General features: G+C 67.3%; 23 protein-coding genes. 14 read left to right on the plus strand and 9 right to left on the minus strand.

From position 1 onward, the window contains the following. The first annotated feature begins 1 nt into the window (after position 1). The 3 genes from EJP69_RS04115 (at position 2) to msrA (ending at position 1,960) form a co-directional block, all read left to right on the plus strand. On the plus strand, positions 2-793 hold the full coding sequence (locus tag EJP69_RS04115; protein ID WP_093195424.1) for a molybdopterin-binding protein: 792 nt from the start codon (positions 2-4) through the stop codon (positions 791-793). Between the two features lie 106 nt (positions 794-899). Beyond that, the gene (locus tag EJP69_RS04120; RefSeq protein WP_093195425.1) at positions 900-1,151 is read left to right on the plus strand and encodes a pentapeptide MXKDX repeat protein; all 252 of its coding nucleotides are present in this window, start codon (positions 900-902) and stop codon (positions 1,149-1,151) included. Between the two features lie 107 nt (positions 1,152-1,258). Further along, positions 1,259-1,960, plus strand: a complete 702-nt coding sequence (gene msrA, locus EJP69_RS04125; protein ID WP_093195426.1) for a peptide-methionine (S)-S-oxide reductase MsrA — start codon at positions 1,259-1,261, stop codon at positions 1,958-1,960. 16 nt (positions 1,961-1,976) lie between these two features. Here the strand turns inward: msrA and EJP69_RS04130 are convergent, their stop codons facing one another. Continuing rightward, positions 1,977-3,275: an acetyl-CoA hydrolase/transferase family protein gene (locus EJP69_RS04130; RefSeq protein WP_126468806.1), complete on the minus strand. Its 1,299-nt coding sequence runs from the start codon at positions 3,273-3,275 to the stop codon at positions 1,977-1,979. 8 nt (positions 3,276-3,283) lie between these two features. Next, positions 3,284-4,297 (minus strand): class I fructose-bisphosphate aldolase, encoded by a 1,014-nt coding sequence (locus EJP69_RS04135; RefSeq protein ID WP_126468807.1) that lies wholly within the window; start codon positions 4,295-4,297, stop codon positions 3,284-3,286. A 171-nt stretch (positions 4,298-4,468) separates the two neighbouring features. Between EJP69_RS04135 and EJP69_RS04140 the strand changes: the two genes are divergently transcribed. Then, positions 4,469-5,017 carry a DUF2844 domain-containing protein gene (locus EJP69_RS04140; protein WP_126468808.1) on the plus strand — a complete coding sequence of 183 codons (549 nt, stop codon included), beginning with the start codon at positions 4,469-4,471 and terminating at the stop codon, positions 5,015-5,017. Between the two features lie 82 nt (positions 5,018-5,099). Further along, positions 5,100-6,404: a DUF3443 family protein gene (locus EJP69_RS04145; RefSeq protein ID WP_170217036.1), complete on the plus strand. Its 1,305-nt coding sequence runs from the start codon at positions 5,100-5,102 to the stop codon at positions 6,402-6,404. A 21-nt stretch (positions 6,405-6,425) separates the two neighbouring features. Here EJP69_RS04145 and EJP69_RS04150 read toward each other — a convergent pair whose 3' ends face one another. The 3 genes from EJP69_RS04150 to EJP69_RS04160 are packed head-to-tail and all read right to left on the minus strand — an operon-like array spanning position 6,426 to position 9,698. Continuing rightward, positions 6,426-7,598 (minus strand): NAD(P)/FAD-dependent oxidoreductase, encoded by a 1,173-nt coding sequence (locus EJP69_RS04150; RefSeq protein WP_126468810.1) that lies wholly within the window; start codon positions 7,596-7,598, stop codon positions 6,426-6,428. A gap of 25 nt (positions 7,599-7,623) precedes the next feature. Next, positions 7,624-8,535 carry a delta(1)-pyrroline-2-carboxylate reductase family protein gene (locus EJP69_RS04155; protein WP_126468811.1) on the minus strand — a complete coding sequence of 304 codons (912 nt, stop codon included), beginning with the start codon at positions 8,533-8,535 and terminating at the stop codon, positions 7,624-7,626. Between the two features lie 14 nt (positions 8,536-8,549). Next, positions 8,550-9,698, minus strand: a complete 1,149-nt coding sequence (locus tag EJP69_RS04160; protein WP_126468812.1) for a branched-chain amino acid ABC transporter substrate-binding protein — start codon at positions 9,696-9,698, stop codon at positions 8,550-8,552. A gap of 169 nt (positions 9,699-9,867) precedes the next feature. Between EJP69_RS04160 and EJP69_RS04165 the strand changes: the two genes are divergently transcribed. The 3 genes from EJP69_RS04165 to EJP69_RS04175 all read left to right on the plus strand — a co-directional run bounded on the left by EJP69_RS04165 (position 9,868) and on the right by EJP69_RS04175 (position 15,324). Continuing rightward, on the plus strand, positions 9,868-10,761 hold the full coding sequence (locus tag EJP69_RS04165) for a LysR substrate-binding domain-containing protein (RefSeq protein ID WP_093195433.1): 894 nt from the start codon (positions 9,868-9,870) through the stop codon (positions 10,759-10,761). A gap of 330 nt (positions 10,762-11,091) precedes the next feature. Beyond that, complete coding sequence (locus EJP69_RS04170; RefSeq protein WP_240652026.1) at positions 11,092-14,388, plus strand: bifunctional diguanylate cyclase/phosphodiesterase; 3,297 nt, start codon at positions 11,092-11,094, stop codon at positions 14,386-14,388. A 72-nt stretch (positions 14,389-14,460) separates the two neighbouring features. Beyond that, a complete protein-coding gene (locus tag EJP69_RS04175; protein WP_240652027.1) occupies positions 14,461-15,324 on the plus strand; it encodes a glycine-rich domain-containing protein in 864 nt (287 codons plus the stop codon). 62 nt (positions 15,325-15,386) lie between these two features. Here the strand turns inward: EJP69_RS04175 and EJP69_RS04180 are convergent, their stop codons facing one another. After that, complete coding sequence (locus EJP69_RS04180; RefSeq protein ID WP_093195435.1) at positions 15,387-16,415, minus strand: aldo/keto reductase; 1,029 nt, start codon at positions 16,413-16,415, stop codon at positions 15,387-15,389. Between the two features lie 264 nt (positions 16,416-16,679). Here EJP69_RS04180 and EJP69_RS04185 point away from each other — a divergent pair, with 264 nt between their 5' ends. The 3 genes from EJP69_RS04185 (at position 16,680) to EJP69_RS04195 (ending at position 18,431) form a co-directional block, all read left to right on the plus strand. After that, positions 16,680-17,345, plus strand: a complete 666-nt coding sequence (locus EJP69_RS04185) for a peptidoglycan recognition protein family protein (RefSeq protein WP_126468814.1) — start codon at positions 16,680-16,682, stop codon at positions 17,343-17,345. Continuing rightward, entirely contained in the window at positions 17,342-17,893 is a 552-nt protein-coding gene (locus EJP69_RS04190; protein ID WP_126468815.1) for a hypothetical protein, read from the plus strand. Before EJP69_RS04185 ends, EJP69_RS04190 begins: the two co-directional genes overlap by 4 nt. An 82-nt stretch (positions 17,894-17,975) precedes the next feature. Next, entirely contained in the window at positions 17,976-18,431 is a 456-nt protein-coding gene (locus tag EJP69_RS04195; protein ID WP_126468816.1) for a GNAT family N-acetyltransferase, read from the plus strand. Positions 18,432-18,463: 32 nt separating this feature from the next. Here EJP69_RS04195 and EJP69_RS04200 read toward each other — a convergent pair whose 3' ends face one another. The 3 genes from EJP69_RS04200 to EJP69_RS04210 form a co-directional block, all read right to left on the minus strand. Continuing rightward, positions 18,464-18,892, minus strand: coding sequence for a VOC family protein (locus tag EJP69_RS04200; RefSeq protein WP_126468817.1), 429 nt, complete (start codon positions 18,890-18,892; stop codon positions 18,464-18,466). 67 nt (positions 18,893-18,959) lie between these two features. Next, entirely contained in the window at positions 18,960-19,262 is a 303-nt protein-coding gene (locus tag EJP69_RS04205) for a hypothetical protein (RefSeq protein WP_240652028.1), read from the minus strand. A gap of 115 nt (positions 19,263-19,377) precedes the next feature. Then, positions 19,378-19,986: a demethoxyubiquinone hydroxylase family protein gene (locus EJP69_RS04210; RefSeq protein WP_240652029.1), complete on the minus strand. Its 609-nt coding sequence runs from the start codon at positions 19,984-19,986 to the stop codon at positions 19,378-19,380. Positions 19,987-20,194: 208 nt separating this feature from the next. Between EJP69_RS04210 and EJP69_RS04215 the strand changes: the two genes are divergently transcribed. From EJP69_RS04215 to EJP69_RS04225, 3 genes are read left to right on the plus strand one after another with little or no spacing between them, the layout of a single operon-like run. Beyond that, a complete protein-coding gene (locus EJP69_RS04215; RefSeq protein WP_093195442.1) occupies positions 20,195-21,181 on the plus strand; it encodes a MurR/RpiR family transcriptional regulator in 987 nt (328 codons plus the stop codon). Then, a complete protein-coding gene (locus EJP69_RS04220; protein ID WP_093195443.1) occupies positions 21,178-22,149 on the plus strand; it encodes an isoaspartyl peptidase/L-asparaginase family protein in 972 nt (323 codons plus the stop codon). Before EJP69_RS04215 ends, EJP69_RS04220 begins: the two co-directional genes overlap by 4 nt. Positions 22,150-22,193: 44 nt before the next feature. Then, positions 22,194-24,071: a dipeptide ABC transporter ATP-binding protein gene (locus EJP69_RS04225; protein WP_093195444.1), complete on the plus strand. Its 1,878-nt coding sequence runs from the start codon at positions 22,194-22,196 to the stop codon at positions 24,069-24,071. Positions 24,072-24,133 lie beyond the last annotated feature (62 nt).

Consider the following 24,133-nt stretch of genomic DNA (forward strand, 5'->3'; position numbering starts at 1 on the left):
GATGAAAATCTTCAAAGCCCCCACCCTGAACGGCATCGACGGCGACGCCGTGCTGCGCGAAGCCCGCAGCCTGATTTCGAAGAAGCTCGACGAGCCCTCGCGCCGCGTGTTCCTGCGACGCTCGCTCACCCTCGGCGGCCTTTCGCTGCTCACCGGCTGCAGCATCAGCGACAACGCGCAGGTGGAAGCCGCGCTCACGAAGATCTCGCGCCTCAACGACAAGGTGCAGGGCCTGATCTTCAGCCCGACGCAGCTCGCGCCGACCTATACCGAAGCCGAGATCACGCGCCCCTTTCCGTTCAACGCCTACTACGGCGAGGACGAGGTGCGCGAGGTGGACGAGGCCAGCTACAAGCTGGAAGTGACGGGCATGGTCGCCGACAGGCACTCCTGGACGCTGGCCGAGCTGCGCGCCATGCCGCAGCAGGACCAGATCACGCGGCACATCTGCGTGGAGGGCTGGAGCGCCATCGGCAAATGGGGCGGCGTGCGTTTTGCCGACTTCCTTCGCCACATCGGCGCCGACCTTACGGCGAAGTACGTCGGCTTCAAGTGCGCCGACGACTACTACACCAGCATCGACATGCCCACCGCGCTGCACCCGCAGACGCTTCTGACGCTGACCTACGACGGCCAGCCGCTACCGCCGAAGTACGGCTTTCCGATGAAGCTGCGCATGCCGACCAAGCTTGGCTACAAGAACCCGAAGCACATCAAGGCGATGTTCGTCACCAACACCTATTCCGGTGGCTACTGGGAAGACCAGGGCTACAACTGGTTCGGAGGGAGCTGAGGGGCCGCCAGAGCCGCTCGACTGCCGAAGAAAGCGAAAGGCGGAGTTCCCCCGGGACCGAGCCGACATTGAAAACCCAACCTCAACTCACTCAGGAAAACTCCAGATGAACAAGCTCAGCGCAACCCTGCTCGCCACCTGCATGGCTTTCGCCGGCGCCTCTGCTTTCGCCGCGGACGAAATGGCGAAGGACGGCATGGCCAAGGACTCGATGTCCAAGGACGCAATGAAGAAGGACTCGATGGCCAAGGATTCCATGTCGAAGGACGGCATGAAGAAGGATTCGATGGCGAAGGACTCCATGTCCAAGGACGCCATGAAGAAGGACGCGATGGGCAAGGACGAGATGAAGAAGTAGGCCCGCAAGGCACCTCGCAAGCGCCATTGACGTCCGGAAGATTCGGCGTCAATGTCGCGTTGGCCGATCAGCCGGCCGCCGCAAATCCCGCTCCCCAAGGAATCTCCATGAAATCCCTCGCACTCACCGCAGGCACGCTGGCTGCCGCCGCCCTGGTCTGGTACACGGTGCCGTCGTTCGCCGAAACCGCGCGCCGCGTGCCCGCTCCCACCGCAGACCTCGCAGCGCAACCGGGCGCGAAGACCGAAACCGCCGTATTCGCCGGAGGCTGCTTCTGGGGCGTGCAGGGCGTGTTCCAGCGCGTCAAGGGCGTGAGCAATGCCGTCTCGGGCTATGCCGGCGGCGACGCGAAGACAGCGCGCTACGACGAGGTCGGCTCGGGCCGCACGGGCCACGCCGAATCGGTGCGCATCACCTACGACCCGCAGCAGATCAGCTACGGCAAGCTGCTGCAGATCTATTTCTCGGTGGCGCACGACCCGACCGAACTCAACCGCCAGGGCCCGGACACGGGCACGCAATACCGCTCCACGGTGTTCGCCGAGAACGCCGAGCAGGCGCGCATCGCCAACGCGTACATCGCGCAGCTCAACCAGGCGAAGACCTTCGGCAAGCCGCTGGCCACCACCGTCGAGATGTCCAAGCCTTTCTACGCGGCCGAGGACTACCACCAGGACTACCTGACGCTGCACCCGAGCCAGCCTTACATCGCGATCAACGACATGCCGAAGATCGACGACCTGAAGAAGCTCTTCCCCGAAAGCTACAAGGCCACGCCTTCGCTGGTGAAGGCGGCCAAGTCGGGCTGACCGGCCCTCGAAAAGCTCAAAGCAGCTTCAGCCGCTTCGCCTGCTCGGTCAGCTCCGCCCTGAAGGCCGGGTGCGCGATGCCGATGAGTTCGCGCGCCCGCTGCTTCGCCGACTTGCCGCGCAGCTGCGCCACGCCGTATTCGGTGACGACGTAGTTGATGTCGTTCTTGCTCGTGCTCACATGGGTGCCCGGCGACAGCGAGGGCACGATGCGCGAGATGGTGTCGCCCTTGGCCGTCGAGGGCAGCACGATGAAGGCCTTACCGCCGCGCGAGCGATTCGCGGCGCGCACGAAGTCCGACTGCCCGCCCGTGCCCGAATACGGCGCGTGGCCCAGGCTCTCCGAACCGCACTGCCCCAGCAGGTCGATCTGCATGGTCGCGTTGATGGCGACGAGGTTGTCGTTCAGCCCGGCCAGCGCCGGGTCGTTGGTGAAGTTCACCGGGTGCATCTCGAGCGAGGGGTTGCGGTCCATGAAGCGGTAGAGCCTCTCCGAGCCGAGCGCGAAGGTCGCGACCGACTTGCCCGGCAGGTAGTTCTTGCGGCGGTTGGTGACCGCGCCGCTCTCCACCAGCTTGAGAATGCCGTCGCCGATCATCTCGGTGTGAATGCCCAGGTCCCGCTTGTGCGTGAGCTGCATGACCACCGCGTCCGGAATGCCGCCGTAGCCGATCTGCAGGGTCGAGCCGTCGTCGATCAGGTCTGCCACGTACTTGCCGATGGCTTCCTGCACCACGCCGATCTTCGGCAGGCCGACCTCCATCACCGGCGCCTCGTTCTCCACCAGCGCGGCCACCTGCGAGACATGCACGTGGCAGGCACCGTACGCGAAAGGCACGTTCGGGTTCACTTCCAGCACCACGGCGCGGGCCTTCGCGACGGCGGCCATGGTGTAGTCGGCGCCCAGGCTCAGCGAGAAGTAGCCGTGCGCGTCCATCGGCGAGGCCATGCTGAAGACCACCTCGGCCGGGATCTGCCCGCGCTCGATCTGCGCCGGTATCTCGGAGAAGTAGTTCGGCAGGAAGTCGATCCAGCCCTCCTGCCCGCCCGCGCGGGTGGCGCCGCCGAAGAACAGCGCGACGTGACGCACATGCTCGACGGTCTCGGGGTCGATGTAGGCGTACTTGCGCATCGCGAGGATCTGCGCGACCTTCACGTTGCGGAAATCGCGCCGCTGCTCCGACAGCGCCGTGAGCAGCGTCGGCGGCTCGCCCACGCCGGTCGGCACGATGATCATGTCGCCGTCGCGCACCTGGCGCACCGCATCGGCGGGAGACGCCAGCTTCTGGCGGTACAGGTCCTGGGGAGTCGTCATGCTGGGTTCTATGCCTCTTCCTTGTATTCGCCGCGGCGCGCGGCCCGGTTGGCCCGGGTGCGCTGCACCAGCGCCTTCTGCGCGACGGCCACGTTGGCCGCCTCGCCTTTCCATGCATCGAGCGCGGGCTGCTGCACCGCGCGGGAGAACGAGAAGGCCAGCGCCCACGGCAGGCGCGACCTGAAGCGGATGTTCATCTCGTTCAGGCGGGCCGAGGCCAGCCGCGCCGGCTGCCCGCCAGAGAGAAAGGCCACGCCCGGCACGGCGGCGGGCACGGTGCGCAGCAGGCACGCCACCGTGGCTTCGGCCACCGCATCGACGGAGTCCTGCACGGGAGCCTTCAGCCCCGGCAGCACCATGTTCGGCTTCAGCAGCATGCCTTCGAGCAGCACGCCCTGCGCGCGCAGCTCGGCGAAGGTCCGGTGCAGCACTTCCTCGGTGACCTCGGCGCAGCGGGCGAGCGAATGATCGCCGTCCATCAGCACCTCGGGCTCGACGATGGGCACCAGCCCGGCTTCCTGGCACAGCGCGGCGTAGCGCGCGAGGGCATGGGCGTTGACGCGGATGCATGCGCGCGTCGGCAGGCCATCGCCGATGGCGATCACGCCGCGCCACTTGGCGAAGCGAGCGCCCATCATGGCGTATTCGGCGAGGCGCTCGCGCAGGCCGTCCAGTCCTTCGGTGACGGTTTCACCAGGATGGCCGGCCAGCGGCTTGGCGCCGGTGTCAACCTTGATGCCGGGAATGATGCCCGCGTCGGCAAGTGCCTTCGCGAAGGGCAGGCCCGCATCGGTCTTCTGCCGGATCGTCTCGTCGAACAGGATCGCGCCCCCGATGCTGTCGGCCAGCCCCGGCGCGGTGACGATCAGCTCGCGCCAGTCGCGCCGCGCGGCCTCCGTCTGCGGAATGCCGAGCGCGGCGAAGCGCTTGTTGCAGGTGGCGTTGCTCTCGTCCATGGCGAGCAGGCCCTTGTCTCCGGCGACGAGCGCGCGGGCGGTGTCGATCAGTGTCTGTGCGGTCATGGCATGCACCTCTCTGGCGGCCATCGTACGCCCTCCCCGCCGGCTCGTTAACACCGCGAACCTGATCGCTGGCCGACTTGGTGCGCCAGCCAATGTGGCGCGCCGGGTCTTTATCAAGCCGACGCGAGCCGGCAGTAATCTGCGCGCGGTCGGGACGGAAAGGAAACCTGGATGGAACGTGAGTCACGAGAGTGCGATGCGCGCGGCGGCGGAAGGCTCGTCGTGCTGGCGGGCCTGGCGCTTGCGGCGACCGTGTTCGCAGCGCCTTCCGCATTTGCGGAGCTGGGCGGTGCGCCCACGCTTGCACCGAGCCAACGCGTCGCCATCGGGTCGCGCAAGGCCACCAATCAGGCGACCGGCACTGCCACTGCGGAGTCCGCTCCCAGCTGGAGCATGCGGGAAGTCACGCTGCCCGACGGGCTGATCCAGCGCGAATACCTGACGGCCGATGGCGCCGTGTTCGCTGTGGCGTGGCGCGGCTCCCATCGGCCTGAGCTGTCAGTCCTGCTGGGCACCCACTACGCCCGGCAGATGTCCAGCAATGCACGGGCGCAGCGGCAGATGGGCAGGGGCTCCCACGCCACGACCACCCAGGCGGACGAAACCTTCGCGGTACATGCCTCCTCGCACCAGCGCTCGTCGACGGGCGTTGCCTGGCTGCCCGGGCTGCTGCCCGCCGGGGTCGACCCGGACACGCTGGCCATCCCGCAAGGCTCCTGACCGTCTTGACGCCCTTCCTCTTGCAATACCCAACGTGCCCATGGAACCACGACAAGCAGGCAGCCGGCGTGCAGCCGATGCCATGAACCTGATTCGCGCGGCAGTGTGCGCCGCAAGCCTTCTGGGCCTCGCAGCCTGTGGTGGCGGCGGGGGCGGCGGAGGTGGCGGCGCCCTGCCGATCGGGCTGCTGCCCACCACGACCAGCGCGGCACCGGCCTCGACCTCCACGCCGGGCACGACAGCAGCGCCCGCCGCAAACTCGCCGAACTCGATGTCGCTCACGGTGTCGCGCGGCACGGATTCGAGCGGCGTCAATCTTCCCCAGGTCAGCGTGAAGCTTTGCGCCCCGGCAACCGGCACCTGCCAGACCATCGACAACGTGCTGATCGACACCGGCTCCACGGGCGTGCGCATCGCCGCCGCGGCGCTGAATTCGTCGATGCTGGCGGCCCTGCCGCAGGAGACGGTGAACAGCGTCCCGCTGAATGCATGCGAGCAGTTCCTCGACGGCTACACATGGGGCACGATGCGGCTCGCCGACATCACGCTGGGGCCGAAGTCCGCGACCTCGCAGCCGCTGCAGATCATCGGGGACCCGTCCTCCGGCATCGTGCCCGGCGCATGCTCGGACAACGGCACGCTCGATGCGGAGAACACGCCCGCCGACCTCGGAACGAACGGCATCATCGGCGTCGCCTCCTTCCTGCAGGACTGCGGCACGGCCTGCGCGCAGAAGGCCGTCGCGGCCACCTACTACGCCTGCCCCTCCGGCGGGCAATGCCAGGGCACGGCGGTGCCGGTTCCGATGCAGGCGCAGAACGTCGTGGCGAACTTCGCGCAGGACAACAACGGCGTCGTGCTCGGCCTGCCGGCGATTTCCGCGGCGGGACAGGGAGTGACCGTCGGCACGCTCTATTTCGGCGTCGCCACGCAGGCCAACAACGCCATGAGCGGGGCCACGGTGCTGAAGACCGATGCGAGCACGCTCCGCCTCGCGGTCACCTACAAGAACTCGAGCTTTCTCGACAGCTTTCTGGACAGCGGATCGAACTTCCTCTTCCTCAACGATTCCACGATCGCCCAGTGTCCGAAGAGCGGCAATTTCGCGGGCTTCTACTGCCCTTCGAACACGCTGGACCTGAGCGCCAGCTTCGCCGCCGCAACGGGAGCGGCGCTGAGCCAGAGCTTTGCGATTGCGAGCGCGCAGTCGCTTTTCACGAGCAACCCGGGCGTCGTGGCCGTCGACAACATCGCCGTTGCAAGCTCCGGCAGCAGCGCCATCGACTTCGGCCTTCCGTTCTTCTACGGCAGGCTGGTCGCGGTGCTCAACGAGGGCCAGTCGGCACTGGGCCAGCAGGGGCCGTTCACGGCGCTGGCGACGCCCTGAAGAAAGCCAGGCCTGGGCCAGCTAGATCACGTTCTTCTCGACCAGCGGCCGGTTCTCGAGGATGCGCTCGAACGACACCGGCGAGAGGTCGAGGCTGCGGTATTCGCCGAAGCGGATCAGCTCCGCCACGCCGCGCCCCGCCGCCGGGCATTGCTGCAGGCCATGGCCCGAGAAGCCGTTGGCGAAGTAGAGGTTGTCGCAGTCCGGGTGCAGGCCGAGGATCGCGTTGTGGTCGAACACGTTCATCTCGTAGTAGCCGGCCCAGGCGCCGGTCATGCGGATGGCTTCGAAGGCGGGCACGCGCTCGGCCAGCGAGGGCCAGATGAAGCTGTCGAAGGCCTCGTACTCGACTTCCAGCGGTGCGTCGTCGGCGTCTTGCTCTTCGGATGGCGCGAAGCCGCAGATGAACTGCCGGCCTTCGGGGCGCAGCCAGATGCCGGAGGTGTCGATCACCAGCGGGCAGCCCGGCAGCGTCTCGGGGCATGAGAAGCTGAACACGCTGCGGCGTCGGCCGCGCACCGGCAGTTCGATGCCGGCCCACTGCGCCACCTTCGCGGCCCATGCGCCCGCGGCGTTGACGACCACGTCGGCGTCCAGGGTGTCGCCGCTGTCGAGCCGGACGCCGGTCAGCACGCGCCCGTCGCGCCTCAGCCCGGTGGCATGCGCCTGCACGTAGTGCACGCCCTGCGAGACGGCCTTCCTGCGGAAGGCCTGCAGCAGGCTGTAGCCGTCGTACCAGCCCTCGCCCGAGAGGCCGAGGGAAGCGAGCTCGATGCCTTCCGTCGAGATCCACGGAAATCGCGCCTTCAGTTCGTCGGGCGTCAGCAGCGCCACGTCCACCGCGTGTGCCTTCTGCATCGCATGGTTCTCGCGCAGCACGTCCACGCCGGCCTGCGAGGCGAGATACAGGTAGCCCGGCTCGACGAGGCCGATGTCGGGCACGTCGTCGTCCACGCGCAGCGTCTCGCCGAGATTGCGGAAGAAGTCGATGCCGTAGAGCGACATCCGGATGTTGATGGCGGTGGAGAACTGCTGGCGGATCGAGCTTGCCGACAGCGCCGACGAGGCCTGCCTGTACGAGAAGTCGCGCTCGACCACCGTGACCTCGAAGCGCTCCCCCTCGGGGCTGCGGGTCAGGAAGTAGGCGATGGCGGAGCCGATGGCCCCGCCGCCGATGATCACCACACGACGCATGAAATGCCCTTCTTCTCGCTGTTCGTCATTGCTGCCACTGCTGTCGATTCGCGTATGCCAGTTGCGCCGCCGCCAGGTCCCACAGTGCGTGGCCCACGGTCTTGACCAGCACCGGCCGGCCTTCGCGTGCCGGCGACGCGTTGCAGAAAGCCTGCACGGCGGACCAGTCGATGCCCGCCCGGATCAGGTCGCCCGCCTCGCCGCGCGCTCCCTCCAGCGTATCCACAAACACGGCGCTGCGGCGCACCAGTTCGGGCGGCACCTCGGCCATGTCGGCACGGTACGCGCCGACGGCGATCACGGTGGCGTCCGGCCGCACCTGCGGCGGGACCACGGGATCCTGCGAGCTGGTTGCGGCGACGATCAGGTCGGCCTCCTTCGCCGCAACGGCCAGATCCGCGACCGCGCTGGCATCGACGTCCAACGAGCGCATGCGCCGCGCCAGCTCTTCGGCATGGGCCTGCGTCCGTGCATGAATCTCCAGACGCCGGATTCCCCACACCTGGGCAAAGGCTTCGGCATGCGCGCAAGCCTGCACGCCCGCGCCGATCAGCAGCATGCGCGCCGTGCCCGTGCGTCCTGCCCGGATCGCTGCAGCCAGCGAAAGCGCCGCCGTGCGCCGCGCGGTCAGCACGTTGCCGTCCATCGCGAGCAGGCGCGTGCCGGTGGTCGCGTCCATCAGCGTCACGTTGCACTGCACGACCGGCAGGCCTCGCGCGGCATTGGCGGCATGCACCGTCACCGTCTTCAGCGCGGCAAAGCGCAGGTCGGCGGCCGGCATCAGCAGCATGACTCCGCCCGCCGCGAGCGCGACCGAGGTACGCGGCGAGGCATGCGCTTCGCCCCGGCGTTCGCGCTCGAACATCTGCAGCAGCGCCTCGACCAGCGCACCCCACGGCAAGGCGGCCGCGGTTTCCTCCGCGCTCAGCGTCCGCATGCGTGGCCGCCGACTCAGGAGCCGGCCACGCGCACGCGCTTGCCGTCCTTGTAGGTGAAGACGGTGAAGTCGGGCTTCTGCAGGTTGCCCTTGGCGTCGAAGCTGATGGCGCCGGTGACGCCGTCGAACTTCACCTTGCGCATTGCCGGCAAATAGGCCTGTGGCTCGACCGAGTTGGCCGCGCGCATGCCCGCGGCCAGCGCCATCATGGCGTCGTACAGGTACGGTGCATAGGTCAGCACCTCGGTGCCGTAGCGGGCCTTGTAGCGCTGCTCGAACTCGGCGCCCTTCGACGTCTTGTCGAGCTCCTTGCCGCCGCGCGTGCAGTACAGCAGCCCGTCGACCGCGCCGCCGCTGATCTTCGCGACCTCGTCGGTGCACAGTCCGTCGGTGCCCAGCAGCTTGGCCGTGATGCCCAGCTGCTTCATCTGCCGCGCGATGAGCCCGCCCTGGGCGTCCATGCCGCCGTAGAACACGACGTCGGGCTGCTTGCTCTTGATGGTGGTGAGGATGGCCATGAAGTCGGTGGCCTTGTCGCTGCCGTACTCCTGCGCGACGATGTTGCCGCCCAGCGCCTTCACGCCGCGCGCGAACACCTCGGCGGCGCCCTGGCCGTAGGCGGTGCGGTCGTCGATCACCGCGATGTTCTTCGCCTTCAGGTCCTTCACCGTGTAGCCGGCGATGGCCATGCCCACGTCCTCGTCGCTGGCCAGGATGCGGAAGACGTTGTCGTAGCCCTGCTTCGTGAAGGCCGGGTTGGTGGCGGTCGACACGTCGGGCACGCCGGCGCGGCTGTAGACCGCGGAGGCCGGGATGGCCGCGCCCGAATTGAAGTGGCCCAGGATGCCCTTCACGCCCATGTCGGCCAGCTTGTTGGCGACCACCATGGCCTGCTTGGGGTCGGCCTGGTCGTCCTCGGACTGCAGCACGAACCTGATCTTCTTTCCGCCGATTACGAGGCCCTGCCTGTTCAGGTCTTCCACCGCGAGCCGCGCGCCGTTGTCGTTGTCCTTGCCCCAGTGGGCGGCCCCCCCCGTGAGCGGGCCGGCGTGGCCGATGGTGACGGTCTGCTCGGCCTGCGCGAACGCGGCTGCGGGCAGGCCCAGGACGCAAGCCAGTGCGATGCCCGTTGCTGCGGAGCGGGCGGTGCGCGAAACAATCATCGGAAGTCTCCTCGAATCGTTGGCAGTGGTCGGCACGCAGAATAGAGTCGTGGGCGCAGGCGCAACAAACGCTAAAAACGCACAACGTTGTGCACCCCGGGAAGGACACCGCCCCGGGCACGACCGGTGCTTCCGCAAGAAGAACGACAGGGACAACCTCCGGCAATCGATGAGAAAAGACATTCCCAACCTGGGCGCGCTGCAGGCCTTCGAGGCCTCGGCGCGGCTGGGCAGCTTCACCCGTGCGGCGAGCGAACTGGCGCTCACGCAAAGCGCGGTCGGCCGGCAGGTGGCCATGCTCGAGCAACGGCTCGGCGTGCCGCTGTTCTCGCGCGTGCGGCGCCGGCTCACGCTCACCGACGTGGGCCGCGAATACGCGGCGCGCATCCGCCGCCACCTCGACCAGATCCGCCGCGACACGCTGGAGATCAGCGCCGGCCATGAAATGGGCTTCGTGCTGGAACTGGCGGTGGTGCCGACCTTCGCCACGCAGTGGCTGATACCGCGCCTGCCGGAATTCAGCCGGCTGCATCCGAACATCACCGTGAACCTGTCGGCGCGCTCGCAGCCTTTTTCCTTCCAGGAGAACGCCTACGACGCGGCCATCTACTTCGGCGACCAGTTCTGGCCGAACACGCGCGGCGGGCTGATCTTTTCCGAGGGCGAGATGGTGCCCATCTGCAGCCCGGCCTTCCGCGACGCTCACGGCCCCTGGGACGAAGCAGGTTTCGAGCGCTGCCGCCATGTGCACCTGAGCACGCGCGCCCATGCGTGGCGCGACTGGTATGCGCAGCAAGAATGGGAATACACGGTGCACGCCTCGCGCGGGCCGCGTTACGAACTGTTCACGATGGTGGTGGCGGCCACGGCCGCCGGCATGGGCGTTGGCCTGGCCCCGCGCATCCTGATCGAGCACGAACTGCGCACCGGCGAACTCGTGATCCCGGTCGACCGGCACCTGGACGTGCGCCAGGGCTACTACTTCGCCTACCCCGAAGGCCGGCCGGCCTCGGGTGCGCTGGAGGATTTCAAGCGCTGGGTGCTAGGGCTGACGCCGGGCTAGCGGCCGGCCCATCCTGTCTATACCGGCCATTCCGGCGGTTCGCGGCCCGGTGCCGGTACTGCCCCGTTCCGGGGCACTTTCATCCCCGGGCGCAGGGTACCCTCCCCTCGGATTGATGCTTAAATATTCGGATTCGAAGCCTTTCGCCCCCGTCGCGCGCTGAAATCCTTGTAACAATTTGCGTGACGGCCTCGCGCCAGCCATATATATTGCGCCAACGAAGCAACTGCTGCGTTCTCTGCCGTGCAGCACTGCCGCACCCGGAGCTACCGGCCTGTGCCAGCGGCGGGATCAAGTCCAATGTCATTGTCTGTCTGGGTCAGGATTCGCTTGCCGCTGGCCATTCTCATGGCCGGTGCGGTGCTGTCGATCGCCCTCGCCGTGTCCGCCCACCAGGAGATCGGGCGCAGCGCGCAGGCCCGCTTCGACTCGACCGCCTTCGACCTGGCGCGCAAGGTCGAAGCCCGTTTCGACGACTACATCGCCGTGCTGACCGGCCTGCGTGCGCGCTTCAATACCCCCGAGGGGGTGACGCGCAGCGACTTCAGGGACTACGTCGCCGGCCTTAACCTGGAGACCGCCTACCCCGGCTTCCAGGCCGTCAACTACGCGCCCAGCATCGCGGCCAAGGACCGGCACGCCTTCGAGGAAAAGGTGCGCGGCGATGCCAGCCTCGACTCCGGCGTGGCCTCGGGCTTCGCCATCAAGCCGCCCGGCAAGCGGGACATCTACTACCCGCTGGTCTACATCGAGCCGCAGGCCGGCAACGAGAGGCTGATCGGCAATGACCTGGGCGCGATGCCCGACCGGGGCGACGCGCTCGAGCAGGGGCGCGACACCGGCGGGCTGGTCACCTCCGGTCGCAAGGTCCGGATTCCGGGCCGCGAGTCCGACATCGGGCTGGCTATGCGGCTGCCGGTCTACCAGCCGGGCCAGCCGCTCGACACGCTCGAGCAGCGGCGCAGCGCCTACATCGGTTCGGTCGGCGCGGGCTTCAGCATCGCGGGAATGCTGCGCGACATGGTCAGCCCCGACGCCGCGAAGACGCTGCGCCTGCGGCTTCGCCTGGTCGATGCCGGGCCGGGCAAGGGCGCGATCGGCACGCGCATCGAGACCCGGTTCGTTCCGACCACCGCATTCAGCGAGCAGCAGCTGCTGTTCGACAGCGCCGGCATGGCCAAGTCCGCCGTCGCGCCCGCGCACAGCCTGCAGCGCATGCTGGGCTTCGAACTGGGCGGCCACTCCTGGCTCGTGGAGGTCGGCCAGGACGAGAACCAGGTCTTCGGCCCGCTCGACAAGACCATTCCGTGGTTCATCGTCTTCGGCGGACTCGCCACCAGCATGCTGCTGGCCGGCATCGTCTTCTCGCTGACCACCTCGCGCAGCCGGGCCCAGGTGCTGGCCCTGGAGATGACCAGCCACCTGCGCGCCAGCGAGCGCCAGTGGAAGGACGCCCAGCAGATGGCCAGCCTGGGCAGCTGGACCCTCGACCCCGCGACCGGCGCCCTCGAATGCTCAGAGGAAGCACGGCGCATCCTGGGCTTCGACTCCGACCCCATCCAGCCCGACCTGACCGCACTGCTCTCGCGCGTTCCGGCGCCTGAGCGCGGCATGGTGCATCGGCAGATCACGCTGGCCTCGCAGTCCTCGGAGCGCAACGAGTTCGAGCACCGCCTGTGCCTGCACGACGGCACGGAGCGCTGGCTCCACGTCATCGCGCAATCGGCCGAGGAAGACGGCAAGACGGTGGTGCGCGGCACGGTGCGCGACGCCACGCGGCCGCGCAAGGACGCGCTGCGCCAGAAGCTCGAATACAAGATCGCCCGCCTGCTGGCCGGCGACGGCAGGGCCGAGACGGTGATGGGGCTGGCGCTGGAGGCGATATGCACCGACCTGCGCTGGGACTGCGGCGCGCTGTGGAGCGTCGGCGACGACGGCCTGGCCCACTGCACGGTCGCATGGCACGGCGACAACGACCCGGCGGTGCGGCAGTTCGTCGAGACCAGCCAGTCGATCGCCTACCGGCCCGGCGAGGGCTCGCTGGGCCGCGCCTGGGGAATCGGCAGCGTCGTGCGGATCGACACGCAGACCGCGCCGGGCCATTTCGCCCGCGACACGATGGCCCGCGAAGCCGGCCTGAGCGTGGGCCTGATCGTGCCGATGGTCGCCACCGACGCGACCACGGCGCTGGAGCTCTTCGGATCGGCCCCCTACGCCGCCGACGCCGAGACGCTCGAGTCGCTGCGCGTGATCGCGTTGCAGATCGCCCAGTACAGGCAGCGCAAGCAGGCCGAGCGCAGCCTTCGCTTCATGGCCAGCCACGACGAACTGACCGGGCTGCTCAACCGCTCGGCGCTGCAGAGCGAGCTCGACCGCGCCATCAAGCGCAGCAACCGCAGCCAGAAGCAGTTCGCGGTGCTGTTCGTCGACCTGGACCGCTTCAAGCACATCAACGACACGCTGGGCCACGGCGCGGGCGACGAGATGATCAGGATCTGCGGCGAACGCCTGGCGGCCCTGCTGCGCGACAGCGAAGTCGTGGCGCGCTTCGGGGGCGACGAGTTCGTGCTGCTCCTGGAGAACCTGTGCAGCGCCAACGACGCCGCAGAGCTCGCCGAGAAGATACTGGCCACCTGCGCCGAGCCCTTCCTCATCAACACGCGCGAGTTGCACGTCAGCGCCAGCGTCGGCGTGAGCATCTATCCGGAGAACGGAGGCGATGCCGAGACGCTGCTGAAGAACGCCGACACCGCGATGTACCGGGCCAAGAAGAAGGGCCGCAACACCTACCGCTTCTACGCGGCCAAGATGAATGCGCAGAGCACCGAGCAGCTGATGCTGGAGAGCGCGCTGCGCCATGCGCTGGAGCGCGGCGAGCTGGAAATGCACTACCAGCCGAAGCTGAACCTGCAGACCCAGCGCATCGTCGGCGTCGAGGCGCTGATGCGCTGGCACCACCCGGCCCTGGGCATGATCCCGCCTGTCCAGTTCATCCCGATCGCCGAGGAGCTCGGCCTGATCCTTTCCATGGGCAAGTGGGCCCTGGAGCAGGCCTGCGCCGATGCGCTCGCCTGGCAAAAGTTCGGCCTGCCGGAGGTGGTGACCAGCGTCAACCTGTCGCCGCGCCAGTTCGAGAGCCGCACGCTCATCGCCGACATCAAGGCCGTGCTCGAATCGTCGGGTCTCGAGCCGTCACTGCTGGAGCTGGAGATCACCGAAGGCGCGGTGATGGCGAACCCCGAGCATGCGGCGGAGCTGCTGCGCACGATCCGGGACATGGGCGTGGGCCTCGCCATCGACGATTTCGGCACAGGCTATTCCTCGCTCTCCTACCTGAAGCACTTTCCGCTGTCGACGGTCAAGATCGACCGCTCGTTCATCAACGACCTTTCGCAGGATGCGGACGCGCGCGCGCTCATCGACGGCATCATCACCCTCTCCCACGGGCTGCGGATGAAGGTCGTGGCCGAGGGCATCGAGACTGTCGCCCAGCTCGAGTACCTGCGCAGCCACGGATGCGACGAGGCCCAGGGCTACTGGCTGTGCAAGCCCGTTCCCGCGGACGAGGCTCGCGATTTCATGGCGCGTCACCTGCGCAACCAGTTTGCTCCATCGGTGCTGGCCTGACGGCCCGACCGTCGGCGCAATCGTCACCGGGCACGCTCGCCCGGACCTACCCACCACCTCACAGGAGCATTCATGACTCACCCCACCCAGCACAAGACACTGGAGCAGACGATCGCCGCCATCGAGGCGCTCGACTTCACGATGATCAAGTTCAAGGCCTGCCGCACGGAGGACGGCTATGGCTGGTCGGCCGGCTACGCGAACAAGATGGAAGTGGCCTACAAGCGCTACCTGATGCTGCACGCCAGGCACCCCGAGATGACGCTCGCCCCCGAACAGGACGTCGACCGCTTCTGGCACATGCACATCCTCGATACGCGCAAGTACGCGGCGGATTGCGAAGCCACCTTCGGCTACTTCCTGCACCACTTCCCCTACCTCGGCCTGCGCGGCGAGGACGACGCCAAGGCACTGCAGGCGGCGTTCGAGGAAATGCAGCGCCTGTCGGCAGAGGAATTCGGCGAGTCGGCATCCACGCCTCGCCGCGAGCCGGCCGGGGATGCGGCCGCATGGTGTTCGCTCGAAGCGGCCAAGCCCGCGGCAGCGTGGTGCTCGCTGGAAGCAGCCAAGCCCGCGGCAGCGTGGTGCTCGCTAGAGGCAGGCAAACCTTCCGCCGCATGGTGCTCGGCAGAAGCAGCCAAGCCTGCGGCGGCATGGTGCTCGCTAGAGGCGGGCAAACCTTCCGCCGCATGGTGCTCGGCGGAAGCGGCCAAGCCCGCGGCGGCATGGTGTTCGCTCGAAGCGGGCAAGCCGTCCGCTGCATGGTGCTCGGCGGAAGCGGCCAAGCCCGCGGCGGCGTGGTGCTCGCTCGAAGCAGGCAAGCCCGAGGCAGCCTGGTGCTCGCTGGAAGCCGGCTCCGCTGTCGGCACGAAGCCCGCGGTGGATATTCCTGTGAAGGCCGGTGCGCCCGAGTCCGCAGTTTCCCGCCTGGCGTGAACGGATGAAGGACCGGCGCGGGAAGGAGGCCGCCGGTCCGCCCTGCCTCACCGGTACCGGGCCTAGACCGGGTTGGGATTTCGCTCGAGGAAGCCCTGCTGGTGCCAGTAGGGATAGGCCCGCGTCGTCGCGCTGGCCGCATCGAGCTCGGCGACCTGCGCGGGCGTGAGCTTCCAGCCCGCCGCGCCGAGGTTCTGGCGCAGTTGGGCCTCGTCCCGCGCGCCGATCACCACGCTCGACACCGTCGGGCGCTGCAGCAGCCAGTTGAGCGCGACCTGCGGCACCGTCTTGCCGACTTCGGCGCCGACCTTTTCCAGCGCATCGACCACGCGGTACAGCAGCTCGTCGGGCACCGGCGGCCCCATGTCGGCCGTCGCGTGCAGTCGGCTGTTGGCAGGCAGCGGCTGGCCGCGCCGGATCTTGCCCGTGAGCCGGCCCCACCCCAGCGGGCTCCACACCACCGCGCCCACGCCCTGGTCCTGCGCCAGCGGCATCAGCTCCCATTCGTAGTCGCGGCCGACCAGCGAGTAGTAGGCCTGGTGCGCCACGTAGCGAGCGAGGCCGTGGCGCTCGGACACGGCCAGCGACTTCATCAGGTGCCAGCCCGAGAAGTTCGACACGCCGATGTAACGCAGCTTGCCCGCGCGCACGAGATCGTCGAGCGTGCCCAGCGTTTCCTCCACCGGCGTGCTCGCATCGAAGCCATGCAGCTGGAACAGATCGATGTAGTCGGTGCCCAGGCGCTTGAGCGCGCCGTCGATGGCCTGCACGAGGTGATGGCGCGATGAGCCTACGTCGTTCGGCCCCTCGCCGCTGCGGAAGGTGGCCTTGGTCGAGATCAGCAGAGCGTCGCGCGGCCGGCCCTTGATCGCCTCACCGAGCACCGACTCGGCCGCGCCGGACGAATAGATGTCTGCACTGTCGAACATGTTCACGCCTGCCTCGAGGCAGATGTCGATGAGCTTGCGCGCCTCGGCCACGTCGGTACTGCCCCACGCGCTGAAGAACTCGCCCTTGCCGCCGAAGGTGCCGGTGCCAAAACTCAATACGGGGACCTTGAGGCCCGATTTGCCCAGATGACGGTATTCCAAAGTGGTACTCCTTGGTGCTTGAGGAATTCGGGAAAGAAAAAAGAAGCGGCCGAGCCGCGCGGCCATTGTTGGACGGAGCGTTGAACCTTGTGGGCGGATGGGCTTTGCGAGACGGGCAACAAGTGGGTGACAAAGCTGCCACGGAACTCTCTTTTTCGCTCCGTAGCATGCGCCGCGAGGTCGTGGTCTTGCGGCGAGTGCGACGCGCAGGACCAAGCCCTTCAGAGAGCAGACAACCAATAAATTCTTCAGGGAGGAAAACCCATGCTTGTCGAAATCGACAAACACGGAATGATCAGTCACGCGCGCGTCAGGCATGCGCGCAGTCCGCAGATCGAACGAGGGAAACGGGTCGGGGCTATCACCGGCATCGTCGTGCACCAGACGGATGCCGACACCCTTTCGTCTTCATTGAACAGCTACAGGAACCCCAAGGCGAACGGGGCGCACTTTCTCATCGACAAGGATGGGACGATCTATCAGACGGCTGCGATTTATCAGCGGACGAACCATGTGGGGCCGTTGAAGGCGAGGTGCCTTGTGATACCGAAGTGCACCCTGCGTGACTTCCCAGAGAAAGTAGGGCCGACGGCGATGCATCGCATCGAGATGCTCAAGGCGCCTCCCGACCGCTATCCGGGCAACATGGAGGCCGTTGGGATCGAAATGGTTGGCAGGGCAAAGCTGCCAGCGGGATTCAGGCCGATCCCTGAAGAAGCGACGTGGCCGATCGAGAAACTGCGCGGCAGACACGGCATATTCGACACACCGACTGCAGCGCAAAATCAATCGCTCTCGTGGCTTGTCCGCGTGCTGCAGGATTCGCTGCAAATGACGGAAGGTGAAGTATTTCGTCATCCAGTGGTCAGCAGGAAGAATCCAACAGAGGCGCAGGGTGCGAACTGGAATCTGCACGTCCCGACACCATGAAAAAAATCAACATCTGCATGACCGCCGCGGTGCTGCTTTTTGCGGCAACCTTTCCGGCAGAGGCCGCCGACAGGCGATATCCCATTGCTTATGTGCAGAAAGTGGAAGTCACGAACCCTTCACGCCGCACGGCCTGGGAAGACAAGGATTTCCTGGATTGCGACGACGTCGTACTGACGGAGGAAGACGTCCGCTATGCCTTGCGGCACATGAGAAAGGTGCCGTGGAAAGTCTACGACCCTGAAAACACGGACACCACAGGGTGCCAAGGAAGCGCTCTTGTCACGTTCAAGAACGGAAGAATCCTAGCCATGGGCATTGAGCCCACCGGGCGAATCACCACTGCAGAGTACGACGCCGGAATGAAAATTGCGGCAAGTCCTGCGGGCTTCTACGAATGCGACCCTTGCAGGGAGCGCAAGATGAAGTTCCTGAAGGATGCGCTATACCGAGCCGATGAGCGACGGCTCAAGAAACTCGAGGCGGAAGGAAAAATTCCGCCGGGTGAAGCGGAACGGCGCCTGAAGACACTGCAAACCAGCCGCTGACCCTTGCGCCAACCCGCTTCGGCGGGTTTTCTTTCGCCCCGCTCTCCCGATCAACCACCCATCGGCTGGATAACATCACCCGATGCGAATCTCCCTCGAAAGCCCCGCCCAACCCGACGTCATCCAGCTCATCGACGACCTCGACGCCTACCAGAAGCCGCTGTATCCGCCCGAGTGCCACTACGGCATCGACATCGCTGCGCTGTCTGCCGCAAACGTGCTGTTCGCGGTGGCCCGCGACGGCGAAGGCACGGCCGTCGGTTGCGGAGCCATCGTGATGGAGCCGAAATTCGGCGAGCTCAAGCGCATGTACGTGCGACCCGAGAACCGGGGACAAGGCGTCGCGGCGAAAGTGCTGGGCTTCCTGGAGGGCGAAGCGATGGCGCGTGGCTGCGCGATGTTCAGGCTGGAAACGGGCGTGAGCCAGCCGGAAGCGCTGTCGTTCTATGCACGCGCGGGCTACGCCCGGCGAGGGCCGTTCGGGACGTACCCGGACGATCCGCTGAGCGTGTTCATGCAAAAGGAAATCGCGGGCTGAGAGGCTGCCGCCTCCATCGGCGATGAATCCGGTCAGCGCCTGATCCGCACCGAAGCCGCGCTGCGCTCGGCCTCTCCGTGGAACACGGCCTCGATGTTGTTGCCATCGGGGTTCAGCACGAACGCCGCGTAGTAGCCGGGGTGGTATGAGCGCTCACCCGGAGGGCCGTTGTCCCGCCCGCCATGCGTCAGTGCAGCCTTGTAGAACGCATCCACCATGGCCCGATCCCTCGCCTGGAACGCGAGGTGATGGCGCCCGGTGAGCTCGCCCTGCACTTCCTCGCTGTCGCGCGTCGAGACGAACAGCTCGTCCGCCCAGAAGTCTCGCTCGCCCGAGCCGCCCATGGGGATCTCCAGCGCTTCGAGGACGGCGGAATAGAAGGCCTTGCTCGCAGCCAGGTCGCGAACGACCAGGCCGATGTGGTCTATCAGGCGGCCTCGATGCAGTTCGCGTTTCTCCATGGAGTGCTCTTGACGGTTGGTGCGGGAGGCGGAGTCTACAGAGGCTCTCTCCAGACTGCCCTCGCGATCAGACTGCCTCCGGCGTTGCCAACGCCGCACGCATCGCACGGGTCGCGCTGTCGGCGGCGTCGATGCGACGGCTCATCTCCTCATTGACCAAACGCACCAAAGAGCCGAGTTCGGTGCGCGTGGGACTGAGTTGCTCCGTATCGCCCACTTCGAGCGGCGCAATGAGCTTTTCAAGGCATACATAGGCGCAGAGCACTTCGCGAAGACTGTCGGTGTCGTCGCAGGCTTGAAGAGCGAAAGCTTCGGCAGTATCGAAGCGGGTTGATGCGGATGGCGTACGCGAGCGAGTAGAAGCAGCCATGAGTGGCCTCCGTTGAAAACGCAGAGGTGCTTCGGGACGCCAATCCCAGACACGCCGAGCTTTCGGCGTGCGAGGCGCAGTGTATCGCCCGGAAGCGGAACTCACCGCAGTGAATTCAAAGCCGCATCCCAAGCCAGATCACCGTCTCGGTCGAAGCTGCAACAACCGGGCTCAGCAACTTCGCCCATACATGGCCCGCACGCATATGCGACGCCGACTGATCGTGGTGCAACTGCTCCTCCTCGACGATCTGCGATATGACGTGAACCGCAGCTTCGTCCTTGCCCGACAGCTCGCGCAACTGCGTCTTCAGGTGTCCCAGCACCACGCGCTCGACAGCCACGGTGGTCGCGGCAATGGCATGGCGGCCAAGCAGCCCGGTGAGCAGACCCAGCACCCATCCGCCGATGCCACACAGCCAGTAGCTGCGGCAACGGCGCACTCCCCGCCGCTGCAGCTCGGCCCAGAACAGCGCCCGGTGTCTTTCCTCATGGGACTTGAACTCGCGCAACTCCGGCACCAGTGACGGCGCAGTCCATCGCGCCACGAAGATCTGGGCTCTGTAGATGTTGACCGCACCTTGCTCGCCCGCATGGTCGACCTTGAGGATCCGTCCACCCAACGTCGAACCTCGATCCGCTAGCTTCCCCTCGTTCATCGCGCCCCTCTCATTTGCCGAGGATTTTGACAACTCGGCCGCCCGGCAGGCGCAAATCAGCGACATCAGGGGAAATACCTAGAGGCCAGGCCATCACCGGCTCGGGCGCTCCTTCCACGAGGGAAACAGCACGCCTCTCCGCCTCCTCAATCCCCTTCGCCCCTGGCCCGCTACTTGCGATCATGATCAAAAATGACAGAAAATTTTCTTATCTGACTTATATTTGTAAACTGGTTTTCAAAAAACGCACACTTTCGGGCGCATCGCACCCTCCATGAGCACCACTCTCGACACCCCAGGCACCACCGTGGCCCAGCGCATCGCGCAGGCATTGCCGCGGCTGTCGCGATCGCATCGGCAGGTGGCCGACTACGTGCTGGAGCACCCGCTGCAGGTCGCCACGCTGCCCATCGACGAGCTGGCGGCAGTGGTGGGCGTGTCGGTCGCCACTGCCAACCGCTTCGCGCGCGCGCTGGACTTCGACGGCTACGCGACCTTCCGCGCCGAGCTTGTGCGCGGCTTCGAGCCGCTGGTAGCGCCGGTGGAGCGCCTGCGCGGCAACCTGGAGCGGCCGACCACGGTGGCCGAGGTGTTCGCCACAGCGCTCGACGAGAGCCGCCGCAACATCGACGCCACGCGCCAGACGCTGGACTACGCCGCCTGCGAAGCCGCGGTGGAGCGCATCGGCAAGGCGCGCTCGGTCTACATCGGCGGCTTCGGCGCGAGCGCATGGCTCGCGGGCCTGCTGCAGCACGGGCTGGACGGCAGCTGCAGCGACGTGCGGCTGCTCGCGGGCGTCAGCGGCGTCACGCACGCCGCGCGCACGCTGATGCACGCGGGGCCGCAGGACGTGTTCATCGGCCTCACCTTTCCGCGCTACCTCACGGACACCATCGCGCTCGCGCAGATCGCGCGCAGCCAGGGCTGCGCGGTGATCGCCCTCACCGACCGCCCCAGCTCGCCGCTGGCCCCGCTGGCCGACGTGGCGCTCTTCTGCCAGACCGAGACCAGCTACCGCCCGAACTGCGAGACCAGCGTGCTCGCGCTGATCGAGGCGCTGACCAGCGCGGTGTCGCTGCGCGCGCCCGACCCGGTGCAGTCGGCCGGCCGCATCCTGCACGCCGTGCGGCCGTGGCTGCACGGTGCCAACGGGCTGCCCCGCATCAACGGGCTCGACACGAGCGCCCGCCAGCAAGACAAGACGACAGATGCCTCCGCCGCGAACGGCGCCGGCAAGAGAAAGAAGAAAGCTTCCCGATGACCCAGACCCACGTGCCCGTGATCGCCATCCACGGCGGCGCCGGCACCATCAGCGCCGCGACGACGAGCGCGGAACAGGCGCAGGCCTATCACGACGCGTTGAAGAGCATCGTGGCCGCCGCGCAGGCGATGCTGCTCAAGGGCGCGTCCGCGCTCGACGCAGCCTGCCTCGCGGTCGAGATGCTCGAAGACTGCCCGCTCTTCAACGCCGGCCACGGCGCGGTGTTCACGCACGACGAAACCCATGAGCTCGATGCCGCCGTGATGGACGGCGCCACGCTCGCCGCCGGTGCGGTTGCCGGCGTGTGCCACATCCGCCGCCCGGTGCGCGCCGCGCGCGCCGTGCTGGAAGACGGAGCCCACGTGCTGCTGGCCGGTGCCGGTGCCGAGGTGTTCGCGCGCGAACGCGGGCTGGAGATGGTCGAGCCTTCGTTCTTCTCCACCGAGGCTCGTCGCCAGCAGCTCTATCGCGTGCGCGGCACCGGCCGTGTCGTGACCGATCACGAGGGCGCGACGATGGCGGCGACAGGTTCGTCCCCGCTCGACGAGGACAAGAAGTTCGGCACCGTCGGCGCCGTCGCGCTCGACATGCACGGCCACCTGGCCGCGGCCACCTCCACCGGCGGCATGACCAACAAGCGCGTCGGCCGCATCGGCGATTCGCCCCTGATCGGCGCCGGCACCTATGCCGACGACCGCACGGCCGCCGTGTCGTGCACCGGCAGCGGCGAGATGTTCATCCGCGTCGCCGCGGCCTACGACGTGTGCGCGCGCATGGCCTACGGCGGCGCGACGCTCGAAGCCGCCACGCACGCGGTGGTGCAGCAGTCGCTGCCGGCCATCGGCGGCTCCGGCGGGCTGATCGCCGTGGACCGCCACGGCAACCTGAGCCTGGCCTTCAACTCCGAAGGCATGTATCGCGGCCACGCGCGCGGCAACGACGCACCGCAAACGGCCATCTTCGCCTGAAGCCGCACGCACGCTCGCTCGCACCCTCTTTTTCTCGCACTCCCATGTCCACCCCTGCCCTCGCCCTGCCGGACGGCCGCGTTCTCGCCGTCGACGACCTCACCGTTCGCTTCTCGACTTCCGAGCGCACGGTCGATGCCGTGAAGAAGCTGTCCTTCCACGTCGACCACGGCGAAACGCTCGCGGTGGTGGGCGAATCGGGTTCGGGCAAGTCGGTCACCTCGCTCGCGCTGATGCGGCTGGTGGAGCATGGCGGCGGCCGCATCCTCAACGGCAGCATGATGTTCCGCCGCCGCAACGGCGAAGTGCTCGACCTGGCGCAGGCACGCGACAGCGCGATGCGCAACATCCGCGGCGCGGACATCGCGATGATCTTCCAGGAGCCGATGACGTCGCTGAACCCGGTGTTCACGGCAGGCGACCAGATCGCCGAGGCCATCCGCATCCACCAGGGCAAGAGCGATGCGGCCGCGCGCGCCGAAGCGCTGCGCATGCTGGAGCTGGTGCGCATTCCCGAGGCGCGCAACGTGCTCGACCGCTACCCGCACCAGCTCTCGGGCGGCATGCGTCAGCGCGTGATGATCGCGATGGCGCTGTCGTGCAAGCCGCAGCTGCTGATCGCCGACGAACCCACCACCGCGCTGGACGTGACTATTCAGGCGCAGATCCTCCAGCTCATCCGCGAGCTGCAGAAGGAGATGCGCATGGGCGTGCTCTTCATCACGCACGACATGGGCGTGGTGGCCGAGATCGCCGACCGCGTGCTCGTGATGTACCGCGGCGACAAGGTGGAAGCCGGCAGCTCCGACACCGTGTTCGCGGCGCCGCAGCACCCCTACACCAAGGCACTGCTGTCGGCCGTGCCGAAGCTCGGCGCGATGCAGGGCACCGACCTGCCGGCCAAGTTCGAGCTGCTGCGCACCGAGGCCAGCGCCGACACCGTGCCGTGCACCCAGACCACGCCGCAGGACACCGTGCGCCACGCCGACGGCCCCATCCTGCGCGTGCGCGACCTCGTCACCCGCTTCGACGTGCGCAGCGGCCTCTTCGGCCGCGTGAAGCGCCGCGTGCATGCGGTGGAGAAGATCAGCTTCGACCTGTACCCCGGCGAAACGCTGGCGCTGGTCGGCGAATCGGGCTGCGGCAAGTCGACCACCGGCCGCTCGCTGCTGCGCCTGGTCGAGAGCCAGAGCGGCGCCATCGAGTTCGGCGGCAAGAACATCCGCGACCTGCCCACGCGCGAGCTGCAGGCGCTGCGCCGCAACATCCAGTTCATCTTCCAGGACCCCTTCGCCTCGCTCGATCCGCGCGTGACGGTGGGCTTCTCGATCATGGAGCCGCTGCTCATCCACAAGATGGCCAGCGGCGCCGAGGCGCAACAGCGCGTGGACTGGCTGCTGCAGAAGGTCGGCCTGCCGCCGGAAGTGGCACAGCGCTATCCGCACGAGTTCTCGGGCGGCCAGCGGCAGCGCATCGCGATCGCGCGCGCACTGGCGCTCAACCCCAAGGTGGTGGTGGCCGACGAATCGGTGTCGGCGCTGGACGTGTCGATCCAGGCGCAGATCGTCAACCTGATGCTCGACCTGCAGCGCGAGCTTGGCGTGGCTTTTCTCTTCATCTCGCACGACATGGCGGTGGTGGAGCGCATCAGCCACCGGGTGGCCGTGATGTACCTGGGCCAGATCGTCGAGATCGGTCCGCGCCGCGCGGTGTTCGAGGCTCCGCAGCACGCCTACACCCGCAAGCTGATGGCGGCGGTGCCGGTGGCCGACCCGTCGCGCCGCAACAAGCCGCGCGCGCTGCTCGAAGGCGAGATTCCCAGCCCGATCCGCGCGGTAGGCGACGAGCCCGAGGTGCCGCCGCTGGTGCAGGTCGCGCCCGGCCACTTCGTTGCACGGCACGCCATCGGCGGCGCGTTCTGACCCCCCGTTTTTTCTTCACTCATTTTTCTCAACCCGCAGGCCCTCCTGCTTTTTTCCTCGAA

The sequence above is a fragment of the Variovorax gossypii genome, from assembly GCF_003965815.1.
Classification (GTDB): Bacteria; Pseudomonadota; Gammaproteobacteria; order Burkholderiales; family Burkholderiaceae_C; genus Variovorax; species Variovorax gossypii.

Bases quoted from the DNA above. Each gene is read 5' to 3' on its own strand.
- EJP69_RS04200 (WP_126468817.1), bottom strand. From the start codon at position 18,892: ATGGAGAAACGCGAACTGCATCGAGGCCGCCTGATAGACCACATCGGC.
- msrA (WP_093195426.1), top strand. From the start codon at position 1,259: ATGAAATCCCTCGCACTCACCGCAGGCACGCTGGCTGCCGCCGCCCTG.
- EJP69_RS04215 (WP_093195442.1), top strand. From the start codon at position 20,195: ATGAGCACCACTCTCGACACCCCAGGCACCACCGTGGCCCAGCGCATC.
- EJP69_RS04225 (WP_093195444.1), top strand. From the start codon at position 22,194: ATGTCCACCCCTGCCCTCGCCCTGCCGGACGGCCGCGTTCTCGCCGTC.
- EJP69_RS04140 (WP_126468808.1), top strand. From the start codon at position 4,469: ATGGAACGTGAGTCACGAGAGTGCGATGCGCGCGGCGGCGGAAGGCTC.
- EJP69_RS04135 (WP_126468807.1), bottom strand. From the start codon at position 4,297: ATGACCGCACAGACACTGATCGACACCGCCCGCGCGCTCGTCGCCGGA.
- EJP69_RS04210 (WP_240652029.1), bottom strand. From the start codon at position 19,986: ATGTCGCTGATTTGCGCCTGCCGGGCGGCCGAGTTGTCAAAATCCTCG.
- EJP69_RS04130 (WP_126468806.1), bottom strand. From the start codon at position 3,275: ATGACGACTCCCCAGGACCTGTACCGCCAGAAGCTGGCGTCTCCCGCC.
- EJP69_RS04165 (WP_093195433.1), top strand. From the start codon at position 9,868: ATGAGAAAAGACATTCCCAACCTGGGCGCGCTGCAGGCCTTCGAGGCC.
- EJP69_RS04155 (WP_126468811.1), bottom strand. From the start codon at position 8,535: ATGCGGACGCTGAGCGCGGAGGAAACCGCGGCCGCCTTGCCGTGGGGT.
- EJP69_RS04120 (WP_093195425.1), top strand. From the start codon at position 900: ATGAACAAGCTCAGCGCAACCCTGCTCGCCACCTGCATGGCTTTCGCC.
- EJP69_RS04190 (WP_126468815.1), top strand. From the start codon at position 17,342: ATGAAAAAAATCAACATCTGCATGACCGCCGCGGTGCTGCTTTTTGCG.
- EJP69_RS04150 (WP_126468810.1), bottom strand. From the start codon at position 7,598: ATGCGTCGTGTGGTGATCATCGGCGGCGGGGCCATCGGCTCCGCCATC.
- EJP69_RS04160 (WP_126468812.1), bottom strand. From the start codon at position 9,698: ATGATTGTTTCGCGCACCGCCCGCTCCGCAGCAACGGGCATCGCACTG.
- EJP69_RS04205 (WP_240652028.1), bottom strand. From the start codon at position 19,262: ATGGCTGCTTCTACTCGCTCGCGTACGCCATCCGCATCAACCCGCTTC.
- EJP69_RS04145 (WP_170217036.1), top strand. From the start codon at position 5,100: ATGAACCTGATTCGCGCGGCAGTGTGCGCCGCAAGCCTTCTGGGCCTC.
- EJP69_RS04220 (WP_093195443.1), top strand. From the start codon at position 21,178: ATGACCCAGACCCACGTGCCCGTGATCGCCATCCACGGCGGCGCCGGC.
- EJP69_RS04185 (WP_126468814.1), top strand. From the start codon at position 16,680: ATGCTTGTCGAAATCGACAAACACGGAATGATCAGTCACGCGCGCGTC.
- EJP69_RS04115 (WP_093195424.1), top strand. From the start codon at position 2: ATGAAAATCTTCAAAGCCCCCACCCTGAACGGCATCGACGGCGACGCC.
- EJP69_RS04195 (WP_126468816.1), top strand. From the start codon at position 17,976: ATGCGAATCTCCCTCGAAAGCCCCGCCCAACCCGACGTCATCCAGCTC.
- EJP69_RS04175 (WP_240652027.1), top strand. From the start codon at position 14,461: ATGACTCACCCCACCCAGCACAAGACACTGGAGCAGACGATCGCCGCC.